Annotated in this window: 14 protein-coding genes; 9 read left to right on the forward strand and 5 right to left on the reverse strand. The window is 70.9% G+C overall.

The features are described from left to right. Positions 1 to 2 precede the first annotated feature (2 nt). Positions 3 to 731, forward strand: a complete 729-nt coding sequence (locus AC5Y4S_RS06955) for an ABC transporter ATP-binding protein (RefSeq protein WP_500031346.1) — start codon at positions 3 to 5, stop codon at positions 729 to 731. Further along, positions 728 to 3415 carry a fumarate reductase/succinate dehydrogenase flavoprotein subunit gene (locus AC5Y4S_RS06960; protein ID WP_500031348.1) on the forward strand — a complete coding sequence of 896 codons (2688 nt, stop codon included), beginning with the start codon at positions 728 to 730 and terminating at the stop codon, positions 3413 to 3415. Before AC5Y4S_RS06955 ends, AC5Y4S_RS06960 begins: the two co-directional genes overlap by 4 nt. Before the next feature lie 7 nt (positions 3416 to 3422). Here AC5Y4S_RS06960 and AC5Y4S_RS06965 read toward each other — a convergent pair whose 3' ends face one another. The 5 genes from AC5Y4S_RS06965 to AC5Y4S_RS06985 form a co-directional block, all read right to left on the reverse strand. Further along, positions 3423 to 4370, reverse strand: a complete 948-nt coding sequence (locus tag AC5Y4S_RS06965) for a S1C family serine protease (RefSeq protein WP_500031350.1) — start codon at positions 4368 to 4370, stop codon at positions 3423 to 3425. 116 nt (positions 4371 to 4486) lie between these two features. Next, on the reverse strand, positions 4487 to 5026 hold the full coding sequence (locus AC5Y4S_RS06970; RefSeq protein ID WP_500031352.1) for a GNAT family N-acetyltransferase: 540 nt from the start codon (positions 5024 to 5026) through the stop codon (positions 4487 to 4489). A 4-nt stretch (positions 5027 to 5030) separates the two neighbouring features. Next, complete coding sequence (locus AC5Y4S_RS06975) at positions 5031 to 6236, reverse strand: serine hydrolase domain-containing protein (RefSeq protein ID WP_500031354.1); 1206 nt, start codon at positions 6234 to 6236, stop codon at positions 5031 to 5033. 376 nt (positions 6237 to 6612) lie between these two features. Beyond that, the gene (locus AC5Y4S_RS06980; RefSeq protein WP_500031356.1) at positions 6613 to 7245 is read right to left on the reverse strand and encodes a class I SAM-dependent methyltransferase; all 633 of its coding nucleotides are present in this window, start codon (positions 7243 to 7245) and stop codon (positions 6613 to 6615) included. 10 nt (positions 7246 to 7255) lie between these two features. Next, entirely contained in the window at positions 7256 to 8518 is a 1263-nt protein-coding gene (locus AC5Y4S_RS06985; protein ID WP_500031359.1) for an HNH endonuclease, read from the reverse strand. A gap of 133 nt (positions 8519 to 8651) precedes the next feature. Between AC5Y4S_RS06985 and pyrR the strand changes: the two genes are divergently transcribed. From pyrR to pyrF, 7 genes are read left to right on the forward strand one after another with little or no spacing between them, the layout of a single operon-like run. Next, the gene (gene pyrR, locus AC5Y4S_RS06990; protein WP_500031361.1) at positions 8652 to 9221 is read left to right on the forward strand and encodes a bifunctional pyr operon transcriptional regulator/uracil phosphoribosyltransferase PyrR; all 570 of its coding nucleotides are present in this window, start codon (positions 8652 to 8654) and stop codon (positions 9219 to 9221) included. After that, positions 9218 to 10162 (forward strand): aspartate carbamoyltransferase catalytic subunit, encoded by a 945-nt coding sequence (locus AC5Y4S_RS06995; RefSeq protein ID WP_068105115.1) that lies wholly within the window; start codon positions 9218 to 9220, stop codon positions 10160 to 10162. The genes pyrR and AC5Y4S_RS06995 overlap by 4 nt, the downstream gene beginning before the upstream one ends. Then, positions 10159 to 11451: a dihydroorotase gene (locus tag AC5Y4S_RS07000; RefSeq protein WP_500031365.1), complete on the forward strand. Its 1293-nt coding sequence runs from the start codon at positions 10159 to 10161 to the stop codon at positions 11449 to 11451. The genes AC5Y4S_RS06995 and AC5Y4S_RS07000 overlap by 4 nt, the downstream gene beginning before the upstream one ends. Then, positions 11448 to 11963 carry a PH-like domain-containing protein gene (locus AC5Y4S_RS07005; RefSeq protein ID WP_500031367.1) on the forward strand — a complete coding sequence of 172 codons (516 nt, stop codon included), beginning with the start codon at positions 11448 to 11450 and terminating at the stop codon, positions 11961 to 11963. The genes AC5Y4S_RS07000 and AC5Y4S_RS07005 overlap by 4 nt, the downstream gene beginning before the upstream one ends. Beyond that, complete coding sequence (carA, locus tag AC5Y4S_RS07010) at positions 11956 to 13074, forward strand: glutamine-hydrolyzing carbamoyl-phosphate synthase small subunit (protein WP_500031370.1); 1119 nt, start codon at positions 11956 to 11958, stop codon at positions 13072 to 13074. The genes AC5Y4S_RS07005 and carA overlap by 8 nt, the downstream gene beginning before the upstream one ends. Beyond that, on the forward strand, positions 13074 to 16427 hold the full coding sequence (gene carB, locus AC5Y4S_RS07015; RefSeq protein WP_500031372.1) for a carbamoyl-phosphate synthase large subunit: 3354 nt from the start codon (positions 13074 to 13076) through the stop codon (positions 16425 to 16427). Before carA ends, carB begins: the two co-directional genes overlap by 1 nt. Next, positions 16424 to 17251, forward strand: a complete 828-nt coding sequence (pyrF, locus tag AC5Y4S_RS07020; protein WP_500031374.1) for an orotidine-5'-phosphate decarboxylase — start codon at positions 16424 to 16426, stop codon at positions 17249 to 17251. Before carB ends, pyrF begins: the two co-directional genes overlap by 4 nt. Positions 17252 to 17253 lie beyond the last annotated feature (2 nt).

A 17253-nucleotide genomic window follows, 5' to 3' on the forward strand; every position in this document is an offset into this window, starting at 1 on the left:
GCATGAGCCTCGAACTGGACGGAGTCCGATTGTCCTACACCGGTTCTCCCGTCATCGACGGGCTGAGCCTCACGGTGCGGCCGGGAGAGATCCTGGTGCTCACCGGGCCGTCGGGCTGCGGCAAGTCGACGGTGCTGCGGGCGCTGGCCGGCCTGCTGCCGCCCGGCGACGGCCGGGTGCTCGCCGACGGCGTACCGGTCACCACCACCTCGGGCGACCGCGGCATGGTCTTCCAAGACAACGCGCTGCTGCCCTGGCGCACCGTGCGGTCCAACATCGAGCTGGCGCTGCGGCTGCGCGGCGAACCCCGCGCCACCCGGCGCGCGGCGGCCGAGCGCTGGATCGACGAGCTCGGGCTCACCGGCTTCGGTAACTACCTGCCCAAGAGCCTGTCCGGCGGGATGCGCCAGCGCGTCCAGCTGGCCCGCGGCCTGGCCGGGGCGCCGCGCGCGGTGATGATGGACGAGCCGTTCGGGGCGCTGGACACCCAGACCCGCGCCGCCATGCAGCGCCTGCTCGTCGGCACGTGGCGCACCCATCCGACCACGATCGTCTTCGTCACCCACGACGTCGACGAGGCGCTGACGCTGGGGGACCGGATCGTCGTGCTGGGCAAAGCCGGCGAGCCGGTGCGCGCGGTGCTCGACGTGCCCGATCCCCGCGTCGACCGGCCCCGTCCGGAACTGCGCGCCGAAATCATTGCCGCGCTGGATAATTCGGTGGCAGCATGATGGACATCCCGGATCCGTCCGCGCCCGTCCGCCTCGACTGCGACGTGCTGGTCATCGGCGGTGGCACCGCCGGCACCATGGCGGCCCTGTCCGCCGCCGAGCACGGCGCGCAGGTGCTGCTGCTGGAGAAGGCCCACGTCCGGCACTCCGGCGCGCTGGCGATGGGCATGGACGGCGTCAACAACGCCGTCATCCCCGGCAAGGCCGAACCCGAGGACTACGTCGCGGAGATCACCCGCGCCAACGACGGAATCGTCAACCAGCGCACCATTTATCAGACAGCCTCCCGCGGTTTCGCGATGGTGCAGCGGCTGGAGCGCTACGGGGTGAAGTTCGAGAAGGACGAGCACGGCGAGTACGCGGTGCGCCGGGTGCACCGCTCGGGCTCCTACGTGCTGCCCATGCCGGAGGGCAAGGACGTCAAGAAGGCGCTCTATCGGGTGCTGCGACAGAAGTCCATGCGCGAGCGGATCCGCATCGAGAACCGGCTGATGCCGGTGCGAGTCCTGACCGACGGGGGCCGCGCCGTAGGTGCCGCCGCACTCAACACGCGCACCGGCGAGTTCGTCGCCGTCGGCGCCAAGGCGGTCATCCTGGCCACCGGGGCGTGTGGGCGGCTCGGCCTGCCCGCATCGGGCTACCTGTACGGCACGTATGAGAACCCGACCAACGCCGGGGACGGGTACGCGATGGCCTACCACGCGGGCGCGGAGCTGTCGGGAATCGAGTGTTTCCAGGTCAACCCGCTGATCAAGGACTACAACGGGCCGGCCTGCGCCTACGTGGCCAACCCGTTCGGCGGCTACCAGGTCAACGCCCACGGCGAGCGGTTCGTCGACTCCGACTACTGGTCGGGGCAGATGATGGCCGAGGTGAAAAGCGAGATCGACTCCGCGCGCGGGCCGATCTACCTCAAGGTGTCGCACCTGCCCGACGAGACGCTGACTGCGCTGGAAAACATCCTGCACACCACCGAACGCCCGACCCGCGGCACCTTCCATGCCAACCGGGGCCACGACTACCGCACCCACGACATCGAGATGCACATCTCCGAGATCGGCTTGTGCGGCGGGCATTCCGCCTCCGGGGTGTGGGTCGACGAGCACGCCCGCACCACGGTGCCGGGCCTCTACGCCGCGGGCGACCTGGCCTGCGTCCCGCACAACTACATGATCGGGGCGTTCGTGTTCGGCGACCTCGCCGGCACCGACGCCGCCACGTCGCTGCCCGATGTCGTTGCCCCACAAACACTCCCGGAGGACCAGCTGCGCGCCGCGCACGAGCTGATCTACCGCCCCCTGCGGCACCCGGACGGGCCGCCGCAGCCGCAGGTCGAGTACAAGCTGCGCCGCTTCGTCAACGACTATGTGGCGCCGCCGAAGACGGCGGCCAAGCTGTCCATCGCGGTCCGCACCTTCGACCGCATGCAGGCCGAGATCGCCGAGATGGGCGCACGCGATCCGCACGAGCTGATGCGGGCGGTGGAGGTGTCGTTCATCCGCGACTGCGCCGAGATGGCCGCCCGCTCCTCGCTCACCCGCACCGAATCCCGCTGGGGCCTCTACCACGACCGCGCCGACCTGCCCGGCCGCGACGACAACCAATGGGGCTACCACCTGAACCTGCGCAAGGGCCCCGACGGCGAAATGGCCTTCCTCAAGCGGCCCGTCGCGCCGTACTTCGTGCCCGTCCCCGAGCTGGATGGCCTGCCGCCGGTGGACCAGACCGTGCGCGAGGTGGAGCAGCCGCCGCTGATCGGCGGTCAGGCGCCGGCCACCGTGGTGTCCCGGATCGCTTCGCCCGCAACGGCGTTCGAACCCCCATCGCCGCGCATCGCCGAGGTCCTCGCCCTGGAGGAGCCCACGATCGCCGACCTCGGGCCGTACCTGGCCGACACAGATCCCGGGGTGCGCCGGACCGCGGTCGCCACCCTGACCGAGCACATCCCGGACGGGTACGCGCCCGCCCTGTTCGCGGCGCTCGACGACGCCGACGCCGCGGTGCGCCGCACCGGCGCCGAGGGCATCCGGGAGCTCGTCGAGGTGCTGCCCGACCCGGCCGGCGCCGAACCGCATCTGGCGTCCCGGGATTCGGTGGTGCGAGCGGCCGCAGTCTATCTGCTGGCCGCGCGCCGGGCCGGCAAGGCCGCCCAATACCGTGGTGCCCTGGACGATCCCGACCACCGGGTGCGCATCGAGGCGGTGCGCGCGCTGGTGTCGGTCGACGACGTGGCCGGCGTCGTCGCGGCGACCAGGGACGAGAGCCGGGAGGTCCGCATCGTGGCGGCCGGGGGCCTGGCGACGCTGCGCGACGGCGCGCACGCGGTCAGCGCGCTGGTCGCCGATCCCGACCCGCTGGTGCGCGCGGCCGCCCTCGCCGCACTGGGCGAATTGGGCTGCGCGGAAGCCGATCTCGGCGCCGTCGAAACGGCATTGCGGGCGCCGGCGTGGCAGGTGCGCGAGGGCGCGGCGCGGGCATTAAAGGGCGCGTCCGCCGCGGTCGCGGTGCCCCTGCTGGCCGAGGCACTCACCGACGCACACCTCGACGTGCGCAAGGCGGCGGTGCTGAGCCTGACCCGCTGGGCCGCCGAACCCGCCGCCCGCGACGCGCTGAGCATCGCGCTCAAGGACGGCGATGCCGACGTGCGCGCCTACGCGCGGCGGGCGTTGGGACGGGACGGGTAGTCGCCGCTCAGCGGTGGCCCAGCGACGCGTTCGTCGCGTTGCCGCTGGCGATCAACTGGTTGGCGACGCGCTTGGCCTGGTCGACGGGGATGGCGAAACCCACGCCGATCCAGCCGGCCGGGCCACCGGGGTAAACGGCTCCCATCGTCGCGATGGCGGAATTGAGCCCGATCATCTCACCGGCCGTGTTGACCAGTGCGCCGCCGGAACTGCCGGGGCTCATCGTGGCGTCCGTCTGGATGGCGTCGAACACCGCGCTGCTGCCGCCGGGTCCGGTGACGCCCGATACCGGGCGATGCAGCGCGCTGATCACCCCGGTGGTGACCGTGCCGTCCAGCCCGAGCGGCGCGCCAATGGCCACCACGTTTTGGCCCACCTGTAGGCCGGCCGACGACCCCATGGTGATCGGGGCCAGGCCCGAAATCCCTTGAACGCGAACGACCGCGATGTCGGCGGCCGGATCGGCGCCCACGATGGTAAACGGCGCGGCGCGACCGTCGGCCAGCGTCGCCATGGTCGCCGCGGGGCCGGGTCCCGGACCCGGCATCGAGACGACGTGGTTGTTGGTGAGGATCAGCCCGTCGGCGCTCAGCACGACTCCCGAGCCCTCGTCGGTCCGCGCGGGGGTCGCCGTCACGAGTTTGACCACACTGGGCCTCGCCTTGGCCGCCGCCAGCTCGATGGTCGCTGCGGGCGGCTGGGCAGGGGCCGAGGGGCCCGTCGCAGCGGGGGCAATCGGGCGAAGTTCGACCACGAAGAGGGCGCCCGCGACGCCGGAAAGCAGCGCAAGCGCGGCGGCGCCGACGATGACCCCCAACCGGGATCGCTGGCCGAGCAAGACATTTGACGTCCGCGATGGCCGCGCGAAGCCACGGCGACCATGGCGCAGTTCGTGGCGGCCGCCGGGCAGTTCGTGGCGTCCGTGCCCGTGGAAGGGCCGCGTGGCGGTGGTCATCGGCAGGCCACCTTCTCCCTATCGCTGCTGGCTTGTGCCCCGATGCACCTCGTGTCTCATCTCGGATTCCCACTAACCATGCTGGGAAACCTCGTCGCGCCTGGCGATACGCTGCGTTAACGCAGGATCTTGGCGTAGAGCAGGCTGTCCTGCGGCTCGGGTCCCATGGTGGGGAAGACGGCGTAGCGGCCGAGCCGGCCCTCCAGGGCAAAGCCGGCGCGTTCCAGCAGCCGCGCCGAGCGCTCGTTTTCGACGCTGCAGGATGCCCAGACGCGATACACCCCGCGATCTGCCTGCAGCGCCGTCATCAGCAGGTCGAGCACCTCGGACATGTAACCCTTGCCCCACCAGCGCCGTCCCATGCAGTAGCCGATCTCGACCGAGTGCGACACGGCGCGCCGGCAACTGGTCAGCCCGATGAGTTCGCCACTGTTCTTCAGCGCGATCGCCCAGGTTCGCTCTTCGTCGCTGACGTTGAGCTTTTCGGTGATGACCCGTCGCGTCGCCGCCACGTCGGGGTGCGGCGCCCACAGCAGGTACTTGGTGACCTCGGGATCGCGCGCGATCCGCTGGAAGAGCGCGCCCGCGTCGTCGAGCATCGGTGGGCGCAGCACCAGCCGTTGCCCGGTGATGCGGACGGGCGGGTAGTCGACCATGGCGCTACAGCCCGAGCGCCTGATAGGTGCGGCGGACGAACTTCGGTTGCGCCGATTGGAGTTTCGCCAGCGACGTGTTGCCCGCGACGGCCGCGGCCACGTCCGCAGACATGTCGGGCAGGTTCTGCACCAGATACATCAGAACCAGATCGGCGGAGGGGTCGGCCTGCCACCACGTCCCGTAGGCGCCCGGCCAGCTGAACGTTCCTACACCGCCCGGCCCGAACAGCGGCGCGCTTTTGGCCGGATCGGTCACGACCGACAGGTTCAGCCCGAATCCGCGGCCCACCCAATACGGCGCCCCGAGGAAGTTGTGCCGCTTCTGCTCGTCGGTGAGCCGGTCGGTCCGCATCAGCCGGGCGGACTCCGGGGATAGCACCCGCACGCCGTCGATCGTCCCGTCGCCCAGCAACATCCGCACGAACCGGAGGTAGTCGTCGGCGGTCGACCACAGCCCCCCGCCGGCGTTGCAGAATGACGGCGGCTCGATGTGCGGCGGCCCCATCACGTCGTGGTGCCGCCGCCCCTGCCCGTCGAGCCGGTACATGGTCGCCGCGCGGCGGCGCCCGGTGGGCGAGACGAAGAACCCGGTGTCGGGCATCCCGACCGGACCCAGGACCCGTTCGTCGAGAACCTCGTAGAACGGCTTGCCCTCGATGCGAGAAGCGATGACGCCCAACAGGTCGATGGAATGGCTGTAGGTCAATCGGTCACCGGGCTGATGCACCAGCGGCAGCTTGGCCAGCTCGCTCAGCCAGGCATCCGGGCCCTGATTGAACGGCAGCCGCACGTAGGCCTTGGCGATCGGCCCGGACACCGAGAAGCCGTACGCCAGGCCGCTGGTGTGGGTGAGCAGGTCCTCGATCAGGATGGCGCGGCGCACCGGGTGCGTCCGGTCCAGCGGACCGTGCGGGTCGTCGAGCACCCGCACGCCGGCCAGCTCCGGGGCCCAGCGCACCACCGGGTCCTTCAGCGTCAGCTTGCCCTCGTCGACCAGGCTCATCACCGCCGCGACCGTGACCGGCTTGGTCATCGACGCGATGCGGAACAGCGTGTCGCGCCGCATCGGCACGCCCGCGTCGATGTCGCGGTAGCCGATCTCGTTGACCTGCAACACCTCTCCGCGCTGCCACACCACCGTCAACGCGCCCGCGAGCAGGCCCGCGTCGCACACCTCGCGGATGGAGGCCTGATTAACGTCCAGATACACCGATTCAGGGTAGCTAGCACCGCTGGAAGCGGACGCACCCCGGCTCTGTACATTTCGTGCGCGGAGGTCAAGAATTTGTCTCATGGTAAATAAACCAAGCAGGGCGATTGCCGCAGCGTGCGGTGGCGCCGCCCTGCTAGCCCTGGGGCTCGGCGGTGTCAGTGAAGTCGGCGGTGCCGGGGCGCCCCGCACCATCGCGGACCCGCCGACGACCGTGGCCCCGACGCCGGGATCGCCGGACGACCAGTGTTGCGACCAGCCTCAGCCCCAAGCGTCGGCCGCCTGGAACTGCAAGATCGGCTTGAACTGTGGGCCCATTCGGCCGCGCCAGTGGCCGCCCGCGCCGCCGAATCCTCCGCCTCCGCCCCCTTAGCAGCTAGCGTCGCCGCGCCCGGACCTGCCAGAACGCCATTTCGACCGGGTGGCTGTCCAGCTCGCGGCGCACCGTCGCGGGCTCGAGGGATTCGATGTCCCAGCCGGCCCCGCCGAGGACGTCGCGCAGCGTCTCCTCGGCCACCGCCGGGCGGGGCCACTCGTCGTCGCTCGGATTCGCGTCGGAGAAGCAGCTGATAAGCAGCGTGGCCCCGGGCCTGGTCGCCCGGTGCGCCGCGGCAGCGTAGCTGCGCTTTCCCTGGTCGTCGAGGCAGTGGAACATGCCGCTGTCGACGATCGTGTCGAACGCCTCGGTGTAGCCCTCAAGCCGGGTGGAGTCGGCCACCGCGAACGTCACGTCGACCCCGGCGTCTTGGGCGCGCCGCTCGGCGGTGACCAGCGCGGTCGGCGAGATGTCCAGCCCGGTCACGTGGTAGCCGTTGCGCGCCAAATAGATCGCGTTGTCGCCGAGCCCGCAGCCGATGTCGAGGACGTCGCCGTGGACGAACCCGCCGGTGTGCCAGGCGATGACGTTCTCCTTGGGCGCCTTGGTATCCCATGGCGGTGTGGTCATCGCCGGCATGCCTTCGCCGGGACTCTCACCGCGATAGAGCGCGTCGAAATCGAGACCTGTCATACCCGCCAGCTTAGGCCGCGTGCAGGTCGGGCAGCGCGATCGCGATCCGGGCTTCGAGTTTACTGACGACTATCTCGAACGGTCCAGGCGGCGGCGCGCCGGAGTGGTAGCGCATCCCGGTGGGTGTCTCGAATTCGGCTCGGTGCCCGCCTGTTTCGTCGACGGCGGCGGTGACGCGCCAGCCGGGCGCCTCCTTGGCGTAGTTGCAGCGTTCGCACATCCCGAGCCCGTTGGCCGCGCTGGTCGGTCCGCCGTGGCGACGCGGGGTGGCGTGGTCGTAGTGGCGGATCGGGGCGTCACAGTAAGGCGTGCGACAGCCCTGATCTCGCAGCCCGATGAACGTCGCCAGTCCCTTCGGGAAGCGACGCGCGCGCGACTCCATGGCGACCAGTGCACCCGAGCCCGGATGCCGGTAGAGCCGCCGCAGCGTGGCCCGGGACCGGCTATCCGCGACCGCGGCGCTCACCAGCTGGCGGGCCACCGCCGCAGGGATCGGGCCGTACCCGTCGACAACCGCGGCGCCGTCGTCATCACCGAGCAGCGTCGCGTCGGGGATCAACAGGTTGACCGCGATCGGCGCGGCCGCGTCGGCTGGCCGCCCGGTGATCCGCTCGACCAACGTGTCGGCCATCACCTGGCCGCGGGTGCGGTCGTCGAAGGTGGTGTCGGCGGCCCGCTTGAGCGCCGCATACACCGAGACTCCCTGGGCCACGGGCAACAATGCCGTGACATAGCTCATGGTGTCCGGGGCCGGCCGAATCGTCACCGTGCGTTCGGCTTCGGCCTTGGCGGCCCGATCGACCACCGCCTGAGCGTTCAGCCGGTAGGCGATCGCCCGGGCCGCCGCGACGACGCGCGCATCACCCATCCCGTCCAGCTTGGATCCGTCGGCACACAGCTCGGAGTCCAGCAGGCGGCGGTCCTCGACGTCCAGGCACGCCGATTCGCGCACGATCAGCGTGGCCCGCCACTCCGACAACCGCCCGGCCTCGAGGGCGGCGAGCGTGTGCGGCATCTCGTGCACCAGCGCCTTGGCGAAGCCGAGGTGCCGCCCACCGCGCGCCGGGGAATCGCGCCGGGCAAGGGCAATCTCGCTGGCCAGTCCGCGGCCGCGCTGCGCGGCCGGCACCCCGGCGGCGGCCTCGTTGGCGCGACGCAGCTCATCGAGGGCCGCGGCTGCCCGTGCCTGCTCCGCGGCGGCCGCCGACTTGCGCCGCTCCAACTCGGCGATTCGCGTGATGAGCGCCGCCTCGCCGGGATCACGTTCGAACATATATTCGATTGTACACGAGTCGCCGACACGTCGACCGCGTTGCGGACTGCGAACCGGGAAGTGCTACGCTGCCCGGCAGTCGACATCCTTTAACGATCCGTCCAGAGAGGCGGAGAAGGAGGTCAAGTCTCGTATGGGTGCCGCGGATGCCGCTTGCGGCGGCGAATCGAGAGAATTGATGTCGGCGGCCGACGTGGGCCGCACCATCTCCCGCATCGCGCATCAGATCATCGAAAAGACCGCGCTGGATGGTCCCGACGGACCGCGCGTGGTGCTGCTGGGCATCCCGACCCGCGGCGTGATCCTGGCCAGCCGGCTCGCCACCAACATCGGCGAGTTCAGCGGGGTCGACGTCGCCCACGGCGCCCTCGACATCACCCTCTACCGCGACGACCTCATGCAAAAGCCGCCGCGACCGCTGGCGGCCACCTCCATCCCGGCCGGCGGCATCGACGACGCGCTGGTGATCCTCGTCGACGACGTGCTCTACTCCGGCCGCTCGGTGCGCTCGGCCCTGGACGCGCTGCGCGACGTGGGCCGGCCGCGGGCGGTGCAACTGGCGGTGCTGGTCGACCGCGGCCACCGCGAGCTGCCGCTGCGCGCCGACTACGTCGGCAAGAACGTCCCGACCTCGCGCGCCGAGAGCGTGCACGTGTTGCTCACCGAGCACGACGGCCGCGACGGGGTGGTGATCTCGCGATGACGCGCCACCTGCTGGCGGCCGGCGACCTGAGCCGCGACGACGCCACCGCGATCCTCGACGACGCGGACCGGTTCGCGCAGGCGTTGGTCGGCCGCGAGATCAAGAAGTTGCCGACGCTGCGCGGCCGCACCGTCGTCACCATGTTCTACGAGAACTCGACCCGCACCCGGGTGTCCTTCGAGGTGGCCGGCAAGTGGATGAGCGCCGACGTGATCAACGTCAGCGCCGCCGGATCGTCGGTGGGTAAGGGCGAGTCGCTGCGCGACACCGCGCTGACGCTGCGGGCGGCCGGCGCCGACGCGCTGATCATCCGCCACCCCGCGTCCGGCGCCGCGCACCTGCTCGCCGACTGGACGTGCAGTAACGGTGACGGTCCGTCGGTCATCAACGCCGGCGACGGCACCCACGAGCACCCCACGCAGGCGCTGCTGGACGCGTTGACCGTGCGGCAGCGGCTCGGGGGCATCGAGGGCCGGCGCGTCGTGATCGTCGGCGACATCCTGCACAGCCGGGTCGCCCGCTCCAACGTCATGCTGCTGGCCACCCTCGGCGCCGAGGTGGTGCTGGTCGCGCCGCCGACGCTGCTGCCGGTCGGGGTCGACGGCTGGCCGGCGACCGTCTCCTACGACTTCGACGCCGAGCTGCCCGCCGCCGACGCGGTGCTGATGCTGCGGGTGCAGGCCGAGCGGATGAACGGCGGCTTCTTCCCCTCGGTGCGCGAATACTCCGTCCGCTACGGGCTTTCCGAGCGGCGCCAGGCGATGCTGCCGGGCCACGCCGTGGTGCTGCACCCGGGGCCCATGGTGCGCGGCATGGAGATCTCGTCGTCGGTGGCGGACTCGTCGCAATCGGCGGTGCTGCAACAGGTTTCGAACGGAGTGCACGTGCGGATGGCGGTGCTGTTCCATGTGCTGGTCGGGGCGGAGGACATCGCGGCATGAGCGTGCTGATCCGCGGGGTGCGTCTGTACGGCGAAGGCGACCGGGTCGACGTCCTCGTCGATGACGGGCAGATCGCCGAAATCGGCCCGGGCCTAGGCATCCCGGATACGGCCGACGTGATCGACGCGACGGGCCAGGTGTTGCTGCCCGGGTTCGTCGACCTGCACACCCACCTGCGCGAGCCGGGCCGCGAATACGCCGAGGACATCGAAACCGGTTCGGCGGCCGCGGCTTTGGGCGGCTACACGGCGGTGTTCGCGATGGCCAACACCAATCCCGTCGCCGACAGCCCGGTGGTCACCGACCACGTCTGGCATCGCGGCCAGCAGGTCGGGCTCGTCGACGTGCACCCCGTCGGTGCCGTCACCGTCGGGCTGGCCGGGGCCGAGCTCACCGAGATGGGCATGATGGCCGCCGGCGCCGCGCAGGTGCGGATGTTCTCCGACGACGGCATCTGCGTCCACGACCCGCTGATCATGCGCCGCGCCCTCGAGTACGCCACGGGGCTGGGGGTGCTGATCGCCCAGCACGCCGAGGAGCCGAGGCTGACCGTCGGCGCCGTCGCCCACGAGGGCCCGACGGCCGCGCGGCTGGGACTCGCCGGGTGGCCCCGGGCCGCCGAGGAATCGATCGTCGCCCGCGACGCGCTGCTGGCCCGTGACGCCGGTGCCCGGGTGCACATCTGCCACGCCTCCACCGCGGGCACCGTCGAGATCGTGAAATGGGCCAAGGAACAAGGCATTTCGATCACCGCTGAGGTCACCCCGCACCACTTGCTGCTCGACGACAGCAGGCTGGCCAACTACGAGGGGGTGAACCGGGTCAACCCGCCGCTGCGCGAGGCGGCCGACGCGGTCGCGCTGCGTCAGGCACTGGCCGACGGTGTAATCGACTGTGTGGCCACCGACCATGCCCCGCACGCCGAACACGAGAAGTGCGTTGAGTTCTCGGCCGCGCGTCCCGGCATGCTTGGGCTGCAGACCGCGCTGTCGGTGGTGGCGCAGACGATGGTGGCGCCCGGGCTGTTGACCTGGCGCGACGTCGCGCGAGTGATGAGCGAGAACCCGGCGCGCATCGTCGGCTTGCCCGATCAGGGCTGCTCGCTGGAGGTGGGGGAGCCGGCCAATCTCACCGTCGTGGACCCGGACGCCACGTGGACGGTCGCCGGGTCGGACCTGGCCAGCCGGTCGGCCAACACGCCGTATGAGTCAATGACGTTGCCCGCCACCGTGACCGCGACCCTGCTGCGCGGAAAGGTCACCGCGCGGGACGGGAAGAGCCCGGCATGAACTCCGGCACGCTGGTGGGGTCGCTGATCTTCGCGGCCGCGCTGGTGATCGTGATAACGGTGGTCATCCAGCTGATAATGCGCTCCTGGCAGCGGCGCGCGCAGCGGCAGCAGCAGTTGATCGGCGAGCTGCCCGGCCTGCCCGACAAGGTGGGGGCCGCGACCATCACCACCCGCGGCCACTACTGCGGGTCCATGATGGCGCCCGACTGGGGCGAGCGGATCGCGGCCGGCGATCTGGGCTTCCGCAGCAAGGCGGTGCTGACCCGCTATCACGAGGGGATCCTGGTGGAAAGGGTGCGGGCCCAACCTATTTGGATTCCACAAGCCGCGATCGATGGCATCCGGATGGAGCGCCGAATGGCGGGCAGGGTCACGCCTCGGATCGGGATATTGGCGATCCGGTGGCGCCTGCCGTCGGGAACCGAGATCGACACCGCGTTTCGCGCGAACCACCGCGACGAGTACGACGCCTGGCTGGAGGGCCGGGAGGAGGGGGCCGCGCATGACTAAGGCTCTGTTGGTTTTGGAAGACGGGCGCGTCTTCACCGGAACGGCGTTCGGCAAGGTCGGCCAGACGCTCGGGGAGGCCGTGTTCTCCACCGGCATGTCCGGCTACCAAGAAACGCTGACCGACCCCAGTTATCACCGCCAGATCGTCGTGGCCACCGCGCCGCAGATCGGCAACACCGGCTGGAACGACGAGGACGCCGAAAGCCGCGGCGACAAGATCTGGGTCGCCGGCTACGCGGTGCGCGACCCGTCGCCGCGCGCCTCCAACTGGCGCGCCACCGGCACGCTGGAGGACGAGCTGGCCCGGCAGGGCATCGTCGGCATCGCCGGCATCGACACCCGGGCGGTGGTGCGCCACCTGCGCAGCCGCGGCTCGATGAAGGCGGGGGTGTTCTCCGGCGACGCGCTGGCCGAGCCCGCCGAGTTGGTGGAGCGGGTGCGGGGCCAGCAGTCGATGCTGGGTGCCGACCTGGCCGGCGAGGTCAGCACCGACGGCGCCTACGTCGTGGAACCCGAAGGGCCGCACCGGTTCACGGTGGCCGCCCTCGACCTGGGGATCAAGACCAACACCCCCCGCAATTTCTCCCGGCGCGGCATCCGCAGCCACGTGCTGCCGGCGTCGGCGACCTTCGAGCAGATCGCCGACATCAACCCCAACGGCGTGTTCCTGTCCAACGGCCCGGGCGACCCCGCCACCGCCGACCACGTCGTCGGGCTCACCCGCGAGGTGCTGGGCGCCGGAATCCCGTTGTTCGGCATCTGTTTCGGCAACCAGATCCTCGGCCGGGCGCTGGGCCTGTCCACCTACAAGATGGTCTTCGGGCACCGCGGCATCAACGTCCCGGTCATCGACCACGCCACCGGGCGGGTCGCGGTGACCGCGCAGAACCACGGCTTCGCGCTCGAAGGCGAGGCGGGCCAGTCCTTCGACACGCCGTTCGGCCCGGCGATCGTCAGCCACACCTGCGCCAACGACGGGGTGGTGGAAGGCGTCAAACTCGTCGACGGCAAGGCGTTTTCGGTGCAGTACCACCCCGAGGCCGCCGCCGGTCCGCATGACGCGGAGTACCTGTTCGACCAATTCGTCGACCTGATGGCAGGGGGACGCTAGTGCCGCGCCGCACCGACTTGCGCCACGTGCTGGTGATCGGCTCGGGGCCGATCGTCATCGGACAGGCCGCCGAGTTCGACTACTCGGGCACCCAGGCCTGCCGGGTGCTGCGGGCGGAGGGGCTGCAGGTCAGCCTGATCAACTCCAACCCGGCAACCATCATGACCGACCCCGAGTACGCCGACCACACCTACGTCGAGCCCATCACCCCGGCCTTCGTCGAGCGGGTGATCGCCCAGCAGGCCGAGCGGGGCAACAAGATCGACGCGCTGCTGGCCACGCTGGGCGGGCAGACCGCTCTCAACACCGCCGTTGCGCTGCACGAGAACGGCGCGCTGGAGCGCCACGGTGTCGAGCTGATCGGCGCGGACATCGACGCCATCCAGCGCGGCGAGGACCGCCAGATGTTCAAGGACATCGTCGCCAAGGTTGGCGGTGAATCCGCCCGCAGCCGAGTGTGTTTCACGATGGAAGAGGTGCGCGAGACGGTCCAGGAACTCGGGCTGCCGGTGGTGGTGCGGCCGAGCTTCACGATGGGCGGGCTCGGGTCGGGCATGGCGCGATCCGTCGAGGAGGTCGACCGCATGGCCGGCGCCGGCCTGGCCGAAAGCCCCAGCGCCAACGTGCTGATCGAGGAATCGATATACGGCTGGAAGGAATTCGAGCTCGAGCTGATGCGCGACGGCAACGACAACGTGGTCGTGGTCTGCTCGATCGAGAACTTCGACCCGATGGGTGTGCACACCGGCGACTCGGTCACCGTCGCGCCCGCCATGACGCTCACCGACCGCGAATACCAGCGCATGCGTGACCTGGGCATCGCGATCCTGCGCGAGGTCGGCGTCGACACGGGCGGCTGCAACATCCAGTTCGCGATCAACCCGGTCGACGGCCGGCTGATCGTGATCGAGATGAACCCGCGGGTGTCGCGGTCCAGCGCGCTGGCCTCCAAGGCCACCGGCTTCCCGATCGCCAAGATCGCCGCCAAGCTGGCCATCGGCTACACCCTCGACGAGATCCTCAACGACATCACCAAGGAGACGCCGGCCTGCTTCGAGCCGACGCTCGACTACGTCGTCGTCAAGGCGCCGCGATTCGCGTTCGAGAAGTTCCCCGGCGCCGACCCCACCCTGACCACCACCATGAAGTCCGTCGGCGAGGCGATGTCGTTGGGCCGCAACTTCATCGAGGCGCTCGGCAAGGTGATGCGGTCGCTGGAGACCACCCGCGCGGGCTTCTGGACGAAGCCCGACCCGGACGGGGACCTGCACGAGGTGCTCGACCGGCTGCGCACCCCGACCGAGGGCCGGCTCTACGACATCGAACTGGCGCTGCGGCTGGGCGCCTCTATCGAGGAGGTCGCCGAGGCCAGCGGCGTCGACCCGTGGTTTTTGGCCCAGATCGGCGAGCTGGGCAAGCTGCGCGCGGAGCTGGTCGACGTCCCGGTGCTCGACGCCGACCTGCTGCGCCGGGCCAAGCACAGCGGGCTGTCGGACCGCCAGATCGCCGCGCTGCGACCGGAATTGGCGGGCGAGAACGGGGTGCGCTCGCTGCGCGAGCGCCTCGGCATCCACCCGGTCTACAAGACGGTGGACACCTGCGCGGCCGAGTTCGAGGCCAAGACGCCCTACCACTACAGCAGCTACGAGCTGGACCCCGCCGCCGAGACCGAGGTGGCCCCGCAGGCCGAGCGGCCCAAGGTGCTGATCCTGGGCTCGGGTCCCAACCGCATCGGCCAGGGCATCGAGTTCGACTACAGCTGCGTGCACGCGGCAACGACATTGAGCCAGGCCGGTTTCGAGACCGTGATGGTCAACTGCAACCCGGAGACGGTGTCCACCGACTACGACACCGCCGACCGGCTGTACTTCGAGCCGCTGACCTTCGAGGACGTCCTCGAGGTGTTCCGCGCCGAACAGCAGTCGGCCGCCGGCGGCCCCGGGGTGGTGGGCGTGATCGTGCAGCTCGGCGGCCAGACACCGCTGGGGCTGGCGCAACGGCTCTTCGACGCCGGGGTGCCGATCGTCGGCACGCCGCCGGAGGCCATCGACCTGGCCGAGGACCGCGGCGCGTTCGGTGACGTGCTGGCCGCCGCCGGCTTGCCGGCGCCGAAGTACGGCATGGCAACGACTTTCGCGCAGGCCCGCCGGATCGCCGAGGACATCGGATACCCGGTGCTGGTGCGGCCGTCGTACGTGCTGGGCGGGCGCGGCATGGAGATCGTCTACGACGAGGAGACGCTGGAGGGGTACATCACCCGCGCCACCGCGCTTTCGCCCGAGCACCCGGTGCTCGTCGACCGCTTCCTCGAGGACGCGGTGGAGATCGACGTCGACGCCCTGTGCGACGGCTCCGAGGTCTACATCGGCGGCATCATGGAACACATCGAGGAGGCCGGCATCCACTCCGGCGACTCGGCCTGCGCTCTGCCCCCGGTCACGCTGGGCCGCAGCGACATCGAGAAGGTGCGCCGCGCTACCGAGGCCATCGCGCACGGCATCGGCGTCGTCGGGCTGCTCAACGTCCAGTACGCCCTGAAGGACGACGTGCTCTACGTTTTGGAGGCCAACCCGCGGGCCAGCCGCACGGTGCCCTTCGTCTCCAAGGCGACCGCGATCCCGCTCGCCAAGGCGTGCGCCCGGATCATGTTGGGCGCCACTATTTCCCAGCTTCGCGACGAGGGCCTGTTGGCCGCGACCGGGGACGGCGCGCACGCGCCGCCGCAGGCCCCGATCGCCGTCAAGGAGGCCGTGCTGCCGTTTCACCGCTTCCGCCGCGCCGACGGGGCCGCCATCGATTCGCTGCTCGGCCCGGAGATGAAATCGACGGGCGAGGTGATGGGCATCGACCGCGACTTCGGCAGCGCCTTCGCCAAGAGCCAGACCGCCGCCTACGGGTCGCTGCCGGCCGGCGGGACGATCTTTGTGTCGGTGGCCAATCGGGACAAGCGGTCACTGGTGTTCCCGGTCAAGCGGCTGGCCGACCTGGGCTTCCGGGTGCTGGCCACCGAGGGCACCGCGGAGATGTTGCGCCGCAACGGGATTCCGTGCGACGAGGTCCGCAAGCACTTCGAGCCGCCGCAGCCCGGGCGCCCCGCGATGTCGGCCGTCGACGCGATCAAGGCCGGCGAGGTCAACATGGTGATCAACACGCCGTTCGGCAACTCCGGCCCGCGCATCGACGGCTACGAAATCCGTTCGGCCGCGGTGTCGGTCAACATCCCGTGCGTCACCACGGTGCAGGGCGCGTCGGCCGCCGTGCAGGGCATCGAGGCGGGCATCCGCGGCGACATCGGCGTGCGCTCGCTGCAGGAGCTGCACAGCGCGATCGCGCCCGCGGGTGGCTCCCAGTGACCGGGTTCGGCACCCGGCTGGCCGAGGCGAAGCTGAGCCGCGGGCCGCTGTGCCTGGGCATCGACCCGCACCCCGAGCTGCTGCGGGCCTGGGACCTGCCTACCACCGCCGACGGCCTGGCCGCGTTCTGCGACGTGTGCATCGAGGCGTTCTCCGGATTCGCGGTCGTCAAGCCTCAGGTGGCGTTCTTCGAGGCCTATGGCGCCGCGGGGTATGCAGTGCTGGAACGCACCATCGCCGCCCTGCGCTCGGCCGGGGTGCTGGTGCTCGCCGACGCCAAGCGGGGCGACATCGGGACGACGATGGCCGCCTACGCCGCGGCCTGGGCGGGCGACTCGCCCCTTGCGGCGGACGCGGTGACCGCCTCGCCCTATCTGGGCTTCGGTTCGCTGCGGCCGCTGCTCGAGGCCGCCGCGGCCAACGACCGGGGGGTGTTCGTGCTCGCGGCGACGTCCAACCCGGAGGGCGGCACCGTGCAGCGCGCCGAATTCGACGGCCGCACGGTGTCCCAGCTGATCATCGACCAGGCGGCGGTGGTCAACCGCTCCGCCAACCCGACCGAGCCCGGATACGTCGGCGTGGTGCTCGGCGCGACCGTCTTCGAGGCGCCCGACGTCAGCGAGCTGGGCGGACCGGTGCTGGTGCCCGGCGTCGGGGCGCAAGGGGGACGGCCCGAGGCGCTCGGCGGCCTGGGCAAGGCCGCTCCCGGCCAGCTGCTGCCCGCGGTGGCGCGTGAGGTGCTGCGGGCCGGCCCCAGCGTGTCGGACCTGCGCGCGGCCGGCGAACGGATGCGGGACGCCGTCGCGTACCTCGCGGCGCTGTAGGC

The sequence above is a fragment of the Mycobacterium sp. NGS64 genome (assembly GCF_059812245.1).

Excerpts from the sequence above, each read along its gene's own strand:
- AC5Y4S_RS06970 (WP_500031352.1), bottom strand. The coding sequence starts at position 5,026 with ATGGTCGACTACCCGCCCGTCCGCATCACCGGGCAACGGCTGGTGCTG.
- carA (WP_500031370.1), top strand. The coding sequence starts at position 11,956 with ATGACTAAGGCTCTGTTGGTTTTGGAAGACGGGCGCGTCTTCACCGGA.
- AC5Y4S_RS06980 (WP_500031356.1), bottom strand. The coding sequence starts at position 7,245 with ATGACAGGTCTCGATTTCGACGCGCTCTATCGCGGTGAGAGTCCCGGC.
- AC5Y4S_RS06995 (WP_068105115.1), top strand. The coding sequence starts at position 9,218 with ATGACGCGCCACCTGCTGGCGGCCGGCGACCTGAGCCGCGACGACGCC.
- pyrR (WP_500031361.1), top strand. The coding sequence starts at position 8,652 with ATGGGTGCCGCGGATGCCGCTTGCGGCGGCGAATCGAGAGAATTGATG.
- AC5Y4S_RS06955 (WP_500031346.1), top strand. The coding sequence starts at position 3 with ATGAGCCTCGAACTGGACGGAGTCCGATTGTCCTACACCGGTTCTCCC.
- AC5Y4S_RS07000 (WP_500031365.1), top strand. The coding sequence starts at position 10,159 with ATGAGCGTGCTGATCCGCGGGGTGCGTCTGTACGGCGAAGGCGACCGG.
- AC5Y4S_RS06960 (WP_500031348.1), top strand. The coding sequence starts at position 728 with ATGATGGACATCCCGGATCCGTCCGCGCCCGTCCGCCTCGACTGCGAC.
- AC5Y4S_RS07005 (WP_500031367.1), top strand. The coding sequence starts at position 11,448 with ATGAACTCCGGCACGCTGGTGGGGTCGCTGATCTTCGCGGCCGCGCTG.
- AC5Y4S_RS06965 (WP_500031350.1), bottom strand. The coding sequence starts at position 4,370 with ATGACCACCGCCACGCGGCCCTTCCACGGGCACGGACGCCACGAACTG.
- AC5Y4S_RS06985 (WP_500031359.1), bottom strand. The coding sequence starts at position 8,518 with ATGTTCGAACGTGATCCCGGCGAGGCGGCGCTCATCACGCGAATCGCC.